The 12,885-nt window shown below is 58.1% G+C and carries 13 protein-coding genes; 3 read left to right on the forward strand and 10 right to left on the reverse strand.

Annotated elements, in window-relative coordinates; all coding sequences use genetic code 11:
- Positions 1-10: 10 nt before the first annotated feature.
- Entirely contained in the window at positions 11-1,147 is a 1,137-nt protein-coding gene (gene pdxB / locus SK47_RS14970; protein ID WP_023314591.1) for a 4-phosphoerythronate dehydrogenase PdxB, read from the reverse strand.
- A 111-nt stretch (positions 1,148-1,258) separates the two neighbouring features.
- Between pdxB and flk the strand changes: the two genes are divergently transcribed.
- A complete protein-coding gene (flk, locus tag SK47_RS14975) occupies positions 1,259-2,263 on the forward strand; it encodes a flagella biosynthesis regulator Flk (protein WP_003861399.1) in 1,005 nt (334 codons plus the stop codon).
- Positions 2,264-2,350: 87 nt separating this feature from the next.
- Here flk and SK47_RS14980 read toward each other — a convergent pair whose 3' ends face one another.
- Together SK47_RS14980 and fabB are read right to left on the reverse strand one after the other, a co-directional pair.
- Complete coding sequence (locus SK47_RS14980; RefSeq protein ID WP_048244589.1) at positions 2,351-3,529, reverse strand: MFS transporter; 1,179 nt, start codon at positions 3,527-3,529, stop codon at positions 2,351-2,353.
- Positions 3,530-3,597: 68 nt separating this feature from the next.
- On the reverse strand, positions 3,598-4,815 hold the full coding sequence (fabB, locus tag SK47_RS14985; RefSeq protein WP_003861395.1) for a beta-ketoacyl-ACP synthase I: 1,218 nt from the start codon (positions 4,813-4,815) through the stop codon (positions 3,598-3,600).
- Positions 4,816-4,973: 158 nt separating this feature from the next.
- On the opposite strand from fabB, the gene mnmC reads away from it, so the two are divergent.
- A complete protein-coding gene (gene mnmC, locus SK47_RS14990; protein WP_048244591.1) occupies positions 4,974-6,971 on the forward strand; it encodes a bifunctional tRNA (5-methylaminomethyl-2-thiouridine)(34)-methyltransferase MnmC2/FAD-dependent 5-carboxymethylaminomethyl-2-thiouridine(34) oxidoreductase MnmC1 in 1,998 nt (665 codons plus the stop codon).
- A 58-nt stretch (positions 6,972-7,029) separates the two neighbouring features.
- On the opposite strand, the gene SK47_RS14995 is transcribed toward mnmC, so the two are convergent.
- From SK47_RS14995 to prmB, 6 genes are read right to left on the reverse strand one after another with little or no spacing between them, the layout of a single operon-like run.
- Positions 7,030-7,308 (reverse strand): YfcL family protein, encoded by a 279-nt coding sequence (locus tag SK47_RS14995; protein WP_003861391.1) that lies wholly within the window; start codon positions 7,306-7,308, stop codon positions 7,030-7,032.
- A 13-nt stretch (positions 7,309-7,321) separates the two neighbouring features.
- Positions 7,322-7,867 carry an elongation factor P hydroxylase gene (locus SK47_RS15000; RefSeq protein ID WP_023314593.1) on the reverse strand — a complete coding sequence of 182 codons (546 nt, stop codon included), beginning with the start codon at positions 7,865-7,867 and terminating at the stop codon, positions 7,322-7,324.
- The gene (locus SK47_RS15005) at positions 7,867-8,676 is read right to left on the reverse strand and encodes a sulfite exporter TauE/SafE family protein (RefSeq protein ID WP_003861386.1); all 810 of its coding nucleotides are present in this window, start codon (positions 8,674-8,676) and stop codon (positions 7,867-7,869) included. Before SK47_RS15005 ends, SK47_RS15000 begins: the two co-directional genes overlap by 1 nt.
- Positions 8,676-9,500 (reverse strand): penicillin-insensitive murein endopeptidase, encoded by an 825-nt coding sequence (gene mepA, locus SK47_RS15010; protein WP_023325006.1) that lies wholly within the window; start codon positions 9,498-9,500, stop codon positions 8,676-8,678. The genes SK47_RS15005 and mepA overlap by 1 nt, the downstream gene beginning before the upstream one ends.
- A gap of 2 nt (positions 9,501-9,502) precedes the next feature.
- Positions 9,503-10,588, reverse strand: coding sequence for a chorismate synthase (gene aroC, locus SK47_RS15015; RefSeq protein WP_003861383.1), 1,086 nt, complete (start codon positions 10,586-10,588; stop codon positions 9,503-9,505).
- A 60-nt stretch (positions 10,589-10,648) separates the two neighbouring features.
- The gene (prmB, locus tag SK47_RS15020; RefSeq protein WP_003861381.1) at positions 10,649-11,581 is read right to left on the reverse strand and encodes a 50S ribosomal protein L3 N(5)-glutamine methyltransferase; all 933 of its coding nucleotides are present in this window, start codon (positions 11,579-11,581) and stop codon (positions 10,649-10,651) included.
- 145 nt (positions 11,582-11,726) lie between these two features.
- On the opposite strand from prmB, the gene smrB reads away from it, so the two are divergent.
- Complete coding sequence (smrB, locus tag SK47_RS15025; RefSeq protein ID WP_023314596.1) at positions 11,727-12,278, forward strand: endonuclease SmrB; 552 nt, start codon at positions 11,727-11,729, stop codon at positions 12,276-12,278.
- A 46-nt stretch (positions 12,279-12,324) separates the two neighbouring features.
- Here smrB and sixA read toward each other — a convergent pair whose 3' ends face one another.
- Positions 12,325-12,810, reverse strand: a complete 486-nt coding sequence (gene sixA / locus SK47_RS15030) for a phosphohistidine phosphatase SixA (protein ID WP_003861375.1) — start codon at positions 12,808-12,810, stop codon at positions 12,325-12,327.
- Positions 12,811-12,885 lie beyond the last annotated feature (75 nt).

A 12,885-nucleotide genomic window follows, 5' to 3' on the forward strand; every position in this document is an offset into this window, starting at 1 on the left:
TAAGAAGACATTAACGTGCCGGGTGGTGAACGGCGTTAAATCCCAGTTTATGCAGCAGCCCCGCCGCTGACGCGTCATCGCACATGACATACAGGGAAGACCACTCGCGGCGCTCAAGGTAATTTTTGCGTAGCTTGTCAAACTCACCCGGAATACCCGCCACTTTACGCAGCAGCGCGTCATCGCGGCGCACATCATACACCAAATGCACCAGTCTTTTCAGCGTTGCCTCATCCAGCAGGCCATGAAGGGTAATGCGGCCAAATTCCGGGGCGGGCAGCAGCGTATCCAGCGCCACCTGCTGCGGATGGCCGATAAAGGCGCTGTAAGCCTCAAACACCTGGGTTGTGCCACGCGCTTTGCCTTCAAGGGTATAACCCGCGATATGTGCGGTACCCACGTCTACCTTATCCAGCAATGCGACGTTGAGATCAGGCTCTGGCTCCCAGACGTCCAGCACGACGCTAAGCTCTTGTCCTTCGTCGAGACATGCCAGCAGCGCCGCGTTATCCACCACCGGTCCCCGGCAGGCATTTATCAGAATAGTGCCAGCCTTCAGACGGCGGATCAGCTTTTCGTCGGCCAGGTGCAGGGTCTTATACGGCCCCTCTTTAAAGAGCGGCGTATGGAAGGTGATGACGTCGCACTCGTCGACCAGCTCATCCAGTGTGCGGAAGTCGCCTTCATCACCGTTATCCTTACGCGGCGGATCGCACAGCAGGGTGCGGATTCCCCAGGCTTCCAGACGCTTTTGCAGACGTCCGCCCACGTTGCCCACACCCACAATCCCGACGGTGCGATCTTTCAGCGTAAAACCATCGCGCTCGGCCAGCATCAATAGCGAGGAGAAAACATATTCCACGACGGCAATGGCGTTACAGCCTGGCGCCGCGGAAAAACCAATCCCCGCCTGCTTAAGCCACTGGTCATCCACATGATCGGTCCCGGCCGTTGCCGTCCCGACAAATTTAACCCCTTTGCCGGTGAGCAGCGCCTCATTTACTTTAGTCACCGAGCGCACCATCAGGGCGTCTGCATCGTCCAGTTCGCTGACCGGAATCGGGCGACCAGGGACAGCCTTAACCTCACCCAGGCGGCTGAACAGCTCACGGGCGTAAGGCATATTTTCATCAACGAGGATTTTCACGTCTGAGTACCTGTTTGAGAGGAAGTAAACCTGCCAAGTGTGCCATAATCTCGCCGCCGGGCATATATCTCCGCCCGGTTACGCAGAGTTTGACTTTAAGGATTTTTGACGATGCAGCCCATTTCAGGTACGCCTCCGCGCCCTCCGGGTGAAGGCCCCGTAACGCCCAACACGCCAGGCGAACAACCGCTCTCCACGCAGCAACGCACCGTACTGGAGCGTCTGATCACGCGTCTTATTGCGTTGACCTCACAGCAAAACGCAGAGGTGTGGGCCGGCGTGAAGCACGATTTGGGCGTCAGAAACGATGCGCCGCTACAGTCGCGCCATTTCCCTGCCGCCGAACAAAACCTGAACCAGCGTCTTACCAGCGCACAGCAGCAACATACCACCCGCCAGATTATCTCGCAGCTGACCGAGCTGTTGGGCCAGGGGAATAATCGCCAGGCGGTGAGTGATTTTATCCGTCAACAGTACGGTCATACCGCCCTGAGCCAGCTTTCGCCGGAACAGCTGAAAACCGTGTTGACCCTGCTGCAAAGCAATCAGCTTTCTATCCCGCAGCCGCAACAGCGCCCGTCTACAGAACGGCCATTGCAGCCTGCGGAGCATAATACGCTCAAGCAGATGGTCACTAAGCTGGCTGCCGCAACCGGCGAACCAACAAAGCTTATCTGGCAATCCATGCTGGAACTTTCCGGTGTGAAAGCGGGCGAGATGATCCCGGCAAAACAGTTTACCCATCTGGTCACCTGGCTCCAGGCGCGTCAGACGCTCAGCACCCAGAGCGCCCCGACCCTGCACAGCGTACAGGCGGCGCTGAAACAACCGCTGGAACCGCACGAGTTCGATACGATCCGGGATTACGCTCAGCAGAGCTGGCAGGCTACGCCGCAAACGGTGCTGACCACCGCCCAGGTGCAGGATGTGCTCAATCAGATCTTCGTTCGCCGCGCCGAGCGGGAAGGCGGCGTGCCGGAGGTAAGAAACATTCAGCCGATCTACAACCCGCTGTTTGCCCCCGTAGTTGATACGTTCAAAACGCTTTCTGCCCGTCCGGGATTGATGTTGATCGCGTTGGTGATTGCGCTGGCGATTTTCTGGCTGGTTGCGTGAGGATTTGCCCGGTGGCGCTTCGCTTACCGGGTCTACAACGGCTCGAACCGTAGGCCGGGTAAGGCGAAGCCGCCACCCGGCAACATACTACCGCTTGCGAAACGCCACCATCGTCACCACAATCCCCACCACCGCTGACACCGCACCGGCGAGAAATACGGAAGGATAGCCAAACGACGTTGCAAGCAGCCCCGCCAGCGGCCCGGTGATGCCGTATGAGATATCCTGAAACGCCGCATAGCCGCCCAGCGCCGTGCCGCGCACCTGCGGAGCCACGCGCTTCACCACTTCAACGCCCAGCGCCGGGAAGATCAGCGAGCAGCCGCAGCCGGTTAACGCCGCACCCAGCAGCGCAACGGATGCAGAGGGCGCCTGCCAGAGCAGTACCAGACCCACGGTCTCAATGACAAGTGACGACACGGCCACCTTCACGCCGCCAAAGCGATCCGGCATCCAGCCAAACAGCACGCGCATCAATACAAACGCGCCGCCAAAGGCCGTCAGCGTAAAGCCCGCCATCGCCCAGCCGCGGCTCATGAAATAGAGGGAGACAAAGGTACCAATAACCGCGAAGCCCACCCCCTGAAGCGCCAGCCCAAGCCCCGGCTGCCAGATTTGCCCCACCACGCTCCACAGCGAAGGACGCTCGCCTTTATGGGCGGGCACCTTACGCACCGAACCGTTAAACGCCCACGCCAGCAGCGGCAATACCATGGCGGTGCCTGCCAGCGCCGCAAAACCAAACTGGCTGTGGATCAGCAGCCCCAGCGGCGCGCCTGCCGCCAGTGCGCCGTAAATCGCCATCCCGTTCCAGGACATCACTTTTCCGGAACGCGCAGGTCCCACCAGCCCCATTCCCCAGGTCAGGGTGCCGGTCAGCAGCTGGCTTTCGCCAAAGCCGAGGATCAGGCGCCCTACCACCAGCAGCGCGAATTTATACGCTGCATCTATTGGCAACAGCGCCGCCAGCAGCCAGGCTCCCCCCGCCAGCCCGCAGGCAAACATGCCCTGCAACGCCGAGCGTTTTGCGCCGTGCTGATCCGCCAGGCGACCGGCGTAGCCCCGGGTTAATACCGTCGCTAAAAACTGAATGCCCACCGCAATGCCGACCATGGTGTTGCCATAGCCCAGCTCCTGGTGAACGAACAAGGGGATCACCGGCAGCGGCAGGCCAACGGTCATATAGGTCAGAAACACCGCAAAGGCGATGCGGAAAAGGGAAAGGTTCCCGGAAGGAGCGCTCTTCGCAGGGGTAACAGCCTTCATGCATAACTCCGTGTTCAGGCATAAAAAAAGGGAGCCGCGCGGCTCCCTTCTACTATACCTTCAAACGCTTACGCTTTCAGCTTACGCATCACCAGCGTGGCGTTGGTGCCGCCGAAACCGAAGCTGTTGGACATAACGGTCGTCAGCTCACGTTCGGTGGTTTCAGTCACGATGTTCAGGCCAGCCGCCTGCTCGTCCATCTCTTCGATGTTGATGCTTGGCGCGATAAAGCCGTTTTCCAGCATCAGCAGAGAGTAGATCGCTTCCTGCACGCCCGCCGCGCCCAGAGAGTGACCGGTCATGGCTTTGGTTGCAGAGATAGCCGGGCTGTTGTCGCCGAACACTTCACGGATCGCACCCAGCTCTTTCACGTCGCCTACCGGCGTTGAGGTGCCGTGGGAGTTCAGGTAGTCGATTGGAGTATCAACACCGTGCATCGCCATCTTCATGCAGCGCACCGCGCCTTCACCGGATGGAGCAACCATGTCAGCGCCGTCAGACGTTGCGCCGTAGCCCACGATCTCAGCATAGATGTGCGCGCCACGCGCCAGCGCGTGTTCCAGCTCTTCAACCACAACCATACCGCCGCCGCCAGCGATAACAAAACCGTCGCGGTGTGCATCATAAGTACGGGACGCTTTGTCTGGCGTTTCGTTGTATTTAGTGGACAGTGCGCCCATCGCGTCGAACTCACAGGCCATTTCCCAGCCCAGCTCTTCGCCACCGCCAGCAAATACGATGTCCTGTTTGCCCAGTTGGATCTGCTCAACCGCATTACCGATACAGTGTGCGGAGGTCGCACATGCGGAGCTGATGGAGTAGTTCACACCGTGGATTTTGAACGGCGTTGCCAGGCACGCGGAAACCGCTGAACCCATGGCTTTGGTCACAACATATGGACCGACCGCTTTCAGGCCGCGCGGGCTGCGCATGGCGTCAGCACCGAACACCTGAGCTTTAGAAGAACCGCCGGAACCTGCAATCAGGCCCACGCGTGGGTTGTTCTGGTAAACGTCTTCGCTCAGACCAGAATCCTTGATCGCTTCCTGCATGGAAAGATAGGCGTAGATAGAGGCATCGTTCATGAAACGAACCACTTTACGGTCAATTAAACCGGTGGTGTCCAGTTTAACGTTACCCCATACGTGGCTACGCATTCCAGAATCTTTAAACTCTTCAGAGAAAGTGATCCCGGAGCGTCCTTCACGCAGAGATGCCAGGACTTCCTGCTGGTTATTACCGATGCTGGAAACGATGCCCAGGCCAGTAATCACTGCACGTTTCATTCAATACCTCTGTAAGTCGCACTATAAAAAGTTTCGAGTCGCACAATAGCGTACACTTGTACGCCGAACAAGTCCGATCAGCCATTTTCTGTGGAAATTTGCACCGATGGGCTCACATCGCTAAGATCGTGCCACTGCCTGTCGGACGAGTAACTTACGTGAAACAAAACGCCATACAACCTGCCAACCTCGAATTCAACGCTGAGGGTACACCTGTTTCCCGAGATTTTGATGACGTCTACTTTTCTAATGATAACGGACTGGAAGAGACGCGCTATGTCTTCCTCGAAGGAAATCATCTCAGCACCCGCTTCCCTGAACATCCGCGCAGGCTGTTCGTCGTGGCGGAGAGCGGTTTCGGCACCGGGCTGAATTTTCTGACCCTCTGGCAGGCATTCGATTGTTTTCGCGCTGCATACCCCGAGGCTACCTTACAAAGATTACATTTCATCAGTTTCGAAAAATTTCCGCTTACCGCGCACGATCTGCGGCTTGCCCATCAGCGCTGGCCGGAGCTTGCCCACTGGGCGGAACAGCTTCAGACCCAGTGGCCACCGGCTATCGGCGGCTGTCATCGTCTGATTCTGGATGACGGACGCGTCACCCTCGACCTGTGGCTGGGCGATATTAACGACCTGACCGATAAGCTTGATGACTCAATGAATCAGAAAGTGGACGCCTGGTTCCTGGACGGTTTTGCGCCCGCTAAAAACCCGGACATGTGGAGCCCGCACCTGTTCAGCGCCATGGCACGTCTGGCGCGCCCGGGCGCGACGCTTGCTACCTTCACCTCCGCGGGCTTTGTCCGTCGTGGGTTGCAGGAGGCGGGGTTTACCATGCGGAAAACCAAAGGCTTTGGCCGCAAACGCGACATGCTGGTCGGGGTGATGGAACAGGATCTGGCGATCCCGGCGCAGGCCCCCTGGTTTGCCCGCCGCGCCAGCACCTCGCGTGAGGTCGCTATTGTGGGCGGGGGTATTGCCAGCGCTCTGCTTTCGCTGGCGCTGCTGCACCGTGGCTGGCAGGTGACGCTCTATTGCGCTGACGAGGGGCCGGCGACGGGCGCATCAGGCAACCGTCAGGGCGCGCTTTATCCCTTATTAAGTGCACACGATCCGGCACTGTTCCAGTTCTTCCCGGCGGCGTTTACGTTTGCTCGCCGCCTTTACGACAGCCTGCCGGTTGCGTTCGACCACGACTGGTGCGGCGTGACGCAGCTCGGCTGGGACGAGAAGAGCCAGCAGAAAATCACCCAAATGCTGTCGCTGGGGCTGCCGGAGGACATCGCCCATGCAGTGACGGCACAGCAGGTTGCTGAGACCGCTGGTGTCGACACCGGCTGCGGCGGAATTCAGTATCCACTCGGCGGCTGGCTATGTCCGGCTGAACTGACTTCTGCGGCGATAGCCCTCGGGCAGTCGCGTGGGTTGACAGTGCATTATGCCCATAAGGTTCAATCGCTAAGCCGCACTGCGCACTGGGAACTGCGTTTCGCTGACGGTAAAGAGGCCCAGCATGCCAGCGTTGTGCTGGCCAACGGACATCATATCAGCCAGTTTACCCAGACAGCATCATTGCCGGTTTATCCAGTCGGCGGCCAGGTGAGCCATATCCCGACCGCGCCCCAACTGAGCAAACTGCGTCAGGTGCTGTGTTACGACGGCTACCTGACGCCGCAAAATCCCTCCAACGGCCATCACTGCATCGGCGCCAGCTACCATCGCGGTGAAACAGATATGCATTACAGCGAAGCGGATCAGCAGCAAAACCGCCAGCGCCTGGTCGACAGTTTTCCGGATGCGTCGTGGGCGAAAGAGGTTGATGTCAGTGAGGGTCAGGCGCGCTGCGGCGTACGCTGCGCGACCCGCGATCACCTGCCGATGGCGGGAAACGTGCCGGACTATGACGCCACGCTTGAAGTCTATCAGGATCTTGCAGACAGCAAAGAAACGGCGGTAAGTGCGCCCGTTCACCCCGAGCTGTTTATGCTGGGTGGCTTAGGCTCGCGGGGATTGTGCTCCGCGCCGCTGCTGGCTGAAGCGTTAGCCGCGCAAATGAGCGACGAGCCGGTTCCGCTGGACAGGGTTACGCTCGCGGGGCTGAATCCAAACCGACTGTGGGTGCGGAAATTGCTGAAGGGGAAAATGGTCAAGTAGGGTGCGGTCTGGTGCCCTCACCCCGGCCCTCTCCCTGTGGGAGAGGGCGGTGATACACTTACTTCGCTTTCGCCTGCTGGAACAAATTATCCCACATGCCCAGCACTAAAGACTGGTCGCGCGGAGAGAGTTCCCCGGCCTGAATAGCGTTTTCCAGGCTGCGAGTGACTTCCGCGTGAACGGCGTCGGCAGAGTGATCGTCCCCGGCTTCCAGCGCGGCTACCGCCAGCGTCAGGTGACCACGCAGATAACCGCTGGCGAACAGCTCATCATCACTGGCGTGTTCCACCATGTCATCAATTAACGCCAGAATGCGTGATTCAAATTCTGCGATCATCTTCTTTCCTCTGTTAAAGATCTTCCGGCCACGGGAAGCGTTCCGCCGTGATCTCCGGCGTGTGGTAATAATTCTGTAAAGCCTCGATCAGGCGTGCCGGACGTGCCGGGATGCCTTTCTCAAGATATTCCATCACCTGCGCATGAACGCGGCGCTGGAAGACGATACGGTCTGGCTCGAAGTCGCCTTCGAGGTTGTCACAGCTCACGTTGAACGGGAAACCCGCCGCCACGCAGAACAGCCATTCCAGCGCCTGGGGTTTCACCTCCACATCTTCAAACTGCCCCTGGGTGGCGGCGTCGCGCCCGTCCGGGCAGTACCAGTAACCAAAGTCCACCAGCTCGCGACGCGCTTTCCCGGCGATACACCAGTGCGAAATTTCGTGCAAACCGCTGGCGTAAAAGCCGTGGGCAAAGATGATGCGGTTATACGGAACCTCGTCATCAGCTGGAAGATAGATCGGTTCGTCGTCGCCTTTAATCAGACGGGTATTAAAATCATCAGCAAAACAGCTATCGAAGATCTCAATCAGCTGTTCGTAGTTATGCGTACTGTTCATTAGTTCATCCCCAACCAGGTGAGGATCTCCTGTCCATGGCTGTCATAAAGAAGTTTGGCGCTCATCACCGCCGAGACGACAACAATCATCGGGCGGATCAGCTTTTGCCCTTTGCTTAATACCAGACGCGAGCCTGCGCGCGCGCCCAAAAACTGCCCTGCCATCATCACAAACCCGGTTGCCCAGATAACCTTGCCGCCAATGATAAACAGCAGCAGACCGCCAACGTTGGAGGTCGCGTTGAGGACTTTGGCGTGGGCGGTGGATTTGGCGAGGTTGAACCCGGCCAGCGTCACGAATGCCAGCGCGTAAAACGAGCCTGCCCCCGGGCCAAAGAAGCCATCGTAAAAACCGACGCAGCCACCGGCGATCAGCGCAAACGGCAGGCCGTGAAGGCGACGCTGTCGATCTTCTTCCCCGAGCTTTGGCATGAGTAAGAAATAGAGGCCGATACAGATAACCAGCAGCGGCAGGATCTGGCGCAGAATGTCGGACTGTACGTGCTGGACCAGCAGCGCGCCCGCCGTTGAGCCAATAAACGTCATCAGGATATTGAGCTTCTGATCGGCGAGATTCACAACTTTACGCCGAATGAAATAGAGCGACGAGGAGAGCGAACCGCCGCATGCCTGGAGTTTGTTGGTGGCAAGCGCCTGGGCAGGGCTCATGCCTGCCGCCAGCAACGCCGGAACGGTGAGCAACCCGCCGCCGCCCGCCAGGGCATCGATAAATCCGGCTAACATTGCAACAAAAAAGAGCACCGCCAGCAGCAGCGGTGACACCATGAACAGGTCGACGAAATTATCCATTAAAGTACATGCTCATCCAGTAGCGCCTGGCAGGAAGGCGGCAACGGAGGCGGTGTCTTCTTCTCAGGCTTAGAGGTTCCAGGCTTGGCTGGTTCAAACCAGCTTTGCAGTTCGTAACCACAACCATCGCCAGGCGGTGGCAGCGGCTGATCTTCACATTCCAGGCTGTTCGCCGGGCAGCGCAGGCGAACATGCATATGGGCACGATGCTGGAACCACGGGCGCACTTTACGCAACCAGTCGCGATCCGTTCCCGCATCCAGGCAAAGCTGCTGCTTGATGGCCGGATTAACAAAGATCCGCGTGACGTCGTTATCCTTTGCCGCCAGCTTAATCATGCTGGAAATTTCCGGCGACCATCGCGAGGCGACGACACGTTTACCGTCGGCCGAGACCAGATCCAGCGCCTGCGGTTTCAGCAGTTGCGCTGAGCTCCAGCGCGTTTTCGGCAATTGCAGGAAGATATCCACATCCAGTCCGGTCTGGTGGCTGGCGTGACCGCCGTTAAAGCGGCCACCGGCAGGCATCCCCATATCGCCAATCAGCATCGTGCCCAGCCCCAGATTATGCACCTGGTTGCCAAGACGCTGAATAAAAAGCACCAGGTCAGGATGGCCGAAATAACGGCGCTGGTCGGTGCGCATCACCTGATAGGTATCCGATTGCAGCGGAAGTTCCTGCGCGCCGACGATACACCCGTTGGAGAAAGCGCCAATGGACTGCGCGCTCCCCGCTACCGGATGGGTGATTTTCTGCCACGGCGTAGCGGCCAGGCTTGCTCCACTGACCAGCAGCGCCAGCAGAGCGATTGCGGTTTTTTTCATAGTTACCAGCGTGGAATGGTGGTCGTCACATCCGCATTCTGCGCGCGCTGGCGCAGGAAGTGATCCATCAGCACGATCGCCAGCATCGCTTCTGCGATCGGTACCGCGCGGATCCCCACGCACGGATCGTGACGCCCTTTGGTGATCATCTCAACTTCATCGCCAGCGCGGTTAATCGTGTGGCCCGGCACGGTAATGCTGGACGTGGGCTTCAGCGCGATATTGGCAATAATTTGCTGCCCGCTGCTGATGCCGCCCAGAATGCCGCCCGCATGGTTGCTCTGGAAACCCGCCTTCGTGATTTCGTCGCGGTTCTGGCTGCCGCGAAGCTTAACCACGTCAAAACCGTCGCCGATTTCAACGCCTTTCACCGCGTTGATGCTCATCAGCGCGTGGGCGATGTCGGCGTCAAGGCGGTCAAATACCGGCTCGCCCCAGCCAGCCGGCACGCCGTCGGCTACCACGGTGACTTTCGCACCAATGGAATCGCCCTCTTTTTTCAGGCCACGCATCAGCTCATCCAGCGCGTCCAGCTTGTCGGCATCGGCGCAGAAGAACGGGTTAAGTTCTACCTGATCCCAGTCTTTGATTGCCAGCGGAATGTCGCCCATCTGGGTCAGACAGCCGCGGATAACGATGCCGAATTTCTGCTGGAGATATTTTTTGGCAATCGCCCCTGCCGCCACGCGCATCGCGGTTTCACGTGCGGAAGAACGTCCGCCGCCGCGATAGTCGCGAAAGCCATATTTTTGTTCGTAGGTGTAATCAGCGTGGCCCGGACGGAAGACGTCTTTAATCGCGCCGTAGTCCTGAGAACGCTGATCGGTGTTTTCAATCAGCAGACCAATGCTGGTCCCGGTGGTACGGCCTTCAAATACGCCGGAGAGAATTTTGACCTGGTCCGGCTCGCGACGCTGCGTGGTGTAGCGAGAGGTACCCGGACGCCGACGGTCAAGGTCATGCTGTAAATCGGCTTCGGTCAGTTCGATGCCTGGCGGGACGCCATCAACGATACAACCCAGTGCCAGACCGTGCGACTCGCCAAAGGTGGTCACACGGAATACCTGTCCAATACTGTTTCCTGCCATCACGGCTCCGATGTTGTTGTTTGTGTTTGAGCGTTGTGAAACGGGCCGAAGCCCGCTGGATTAATCTTTGTAAATACTGAAGTATTCGCGTGCATCAAGCAGCTGCGCCTTGGTCAGCATAAAGACGCCGTCACCGCCGTTGTCGAACTCAAGCCAGGTGAACGGCACATCCGGGTACTGCTCTATCAGATGTACCATGCTGTTGCCCACTTCACAAATCAGAACGCCGTCGTCGGTCAGATAATCCGGCGCGCAGGCCAGGATGCGGCGGGTCAGCTTCAGCCCGTCAGAGCCGGACGCCAGACCCAGCTCCGGCTCGTGACGGTACTCGTTCGGCAGGTCGGACATGTCTTCTGCATCCACGTACGGCGGATTAGTGACGATCAGGTCGTATTGCAGCGTCGGCAGGTCGCGGAACAGGTCAGAGCGGATAGGCGTGACGTGATGAATCAGCCCGTGCTCTTCAATGTTGTGTTCGGTGACGGCCAGCGCGTCGGTGGAGATATCGACGGCGTCCACTTCCGCTTCCGGGAAGGCGTACGCGCAGGCAATGGCGATGCAGCCGCTGCCGGTGCACATATCAAGAATGTGCTGCGGCTGATGGTTAATCAGGCCGTCAAAGTGGTTGTTGATCAGCTCGCCAATCGGCGAGCGCGGCACCAGCACGCGTTCATCAACATAGAACTCATGGCCGCAGAACCAGGCTTTGTTGGTCAGGTAAGCCACCGGAATGCGCTCGTTCACGCGACGGATCACGCGCTCAACGATGCGGTGTTTTTCGCTGGAGGTCAGGCGCGCGGTGCGCATGTCTTCCGGAATATCCAGCGGCAGATAGAGAGACGGCAGCACCAGCTGAACGGCCTCATCCCACGGGTTATCCGTACCGTGGCCGTACCAGATATTGGCGGCGCTGAAGCGGCTAACCGACCAGCGCAACATGTCCTGTATGGTATGCAGCTCGTTTACTGCTTCATCGACAAAAATTTTATCCACTCTTTCCTCCAGGGCATGCTCGCATAATTTTCGGCGGCTAGTTTGCCATGAAGACGGCGATAAATCAGCAATGACGCGTGTCGCTTGAGGTTAAAAAATGCGTTTAGTCGGGTACACTATCGGAAATACGAGATGAGAATGACGAATGAAAAAGAAAACATCGCTCAGCGAGGAGGATCAGGCTCTCTTCCGCCAGCTGATGACCGGGACGCGTCAAATCACGCACGACACCATTGTCCATCGCCCGCAGCGTAAAAAAATCAGCGAGGTTCCGGTCAAACGTCTGCTCCAGGAGCAGGCCGATAACAGCCACTATTTTTCAGATGAGTTTCAGCCGCTGCTCAGTACTCAGGGTGCGGTGAAATACGTGCGCGAAGACGTCAGCCATTTTGAACTGAAAAAATTACGCCGGGGAGATTACTCGCCGGAGCTGTTCCTCGATCTGCATGGGTTGACCCAGATGCAGGCGAAACAGGAGCTGGGGGCGTTGATCGCGGCATGTCGTCGCGAGCATGTTTTTTGCGCCTGCGTGATGCACGGTCACGGCAAACATATTCTTAAGCAACAGACACCGCTGTGGCTGGCTCAGCACCCGCACGTGATGGCGTTTCATCAGGCACCCAAAGAGTACGGCGGAGATGCCGCATTGCTGGTATTGATTGAAGTGGAGGAGTGGCAGCCGCCAGAGTTGCCCTGACAGGATGGCGGGAGGCACGCTGCACCCCGCCATATCGCACGTCACGTCAGATGGCTTTTGCCATCTTCAGGTTGCACGGACTCATTTGCCAGTTAAAGACCCCTTTGCCGGTTTCGTCGAGGGTGACGTTGGCAATGGCGGACGTAGTGAACATCGGTGGCGTTTCGCCCGGGCACAGCTCAGATACCAGATAGCCGACCAGCGGCAGGTGGGAAATGACCAGTGCGGAAGCGACACCTTCATTGCACAGCGCCTGAAGGTAAGCACTGACAAGGCCAACATCGCCACACGGCGTGAGTTCAGGGAGCACATCCACACTGGATGGCAGGTTCATACACTCCCCTACCACATCCAGCGTCTGTTCTGCCCGCAGGAACGGACTCACCAGAACGCGTTCAATGTCCACTTTTTGACCTTTAAGCCATGTCGCCATCTGACGGGATTCGTCGCAGCCACAGACGGTTAAAGGACGTACTGAGTCACTGGCGGCATCGAGTGCCGCGTCGCCGTGACGCATGATAAAAACTTGCATATTGCACCGCTTTTGTTAACCAGAATCACCGGCGTTGACTACCCGCGATTAATGCTCTGAGGTAGAAAACCCGAT

The organism is Enterobacter sp. BWH52, from assembly GCF_001037565.1.
Taxonomy (GTDB): domain Bacteria; phylum Pseudomonadota; class Gammaproteobacteria; order Enterobacterales; family Enterobacteriaceae; genus Enterobacter; species Enterobacter hormaechei_C.

Excerpts from the sequence above, each read along its gene's own strand:
- smrB (WP_023314596.1), top strand. The coding sequence starts at position 11,727 with ATGAAAAAGAAAACATCGCTCAGCGAGGAGGATCAGGCTCTCTTCCGC.
- sixA (WP_003861375.1), bottom strand. The coding sequence starts at position 12,810 with ATGCAAGTTTTTATCATGCGTCACGGCGACGCGGCACTCGATGCCGCC.
- SK47_RS15005 (WP_003861386.1), bottom strand. The coding sequence starts at position 8,676 with ATGGATAATTTCGTCGACCTGTTCATGGTGTCACCGCTGCTGCTGGCG.
- SK47_RS15000 (WP_023314593.1), bottom strand. The coding sequence starts at position 7,867 with ATGAACAGTACGCATAACTACGAACAGCTGATTGAGATCTTCGATAGC.
- aroC (WP_003861383.1), bottom strand. The coding sequence starts at position 10,588 with ATGGCAGGAAACAGTATTGGACAGGTATTCCGTGTGACCACCTTTGGC.
- fabB (WP_003861395.1), bottom strand. The coding sequence starts at position 4,815 with ATGAAACGTGCAGTGATTACTGGCCTGGGCATCGTTTCCAGCATCGGT.
- flk (WP_003861399.1), top strand. The coding sequence starts at position 1,259 with ATGCAGCCCATTTCAGGTACGCCTCCGCGCCCTCCGGGTGAAGGCCCC.
- SK47_RS14995 (WP_003861391.1), bottom strand. The coding sequence starts at position 7,308 with ATGATCGCAGAATTTGAATCACGCATTCTGGCGTTAATTGATGACATG.
- mepA (WP_023325006.1), bottom strand. The coding sequence starts at position 9,500 with ATGAAAAAAACCGCAATCGCTCTGCTGGCGCTGCTGGTCAGTGGAGCA.
- SK47_RS14980 (WP_048244589.1), bottom strand. The coding sequence starts at position 3,529 with ATGAAGGCTGTTACCCCTGCGAAGAGCGCTCCTTCCGGGAACCTTTCC.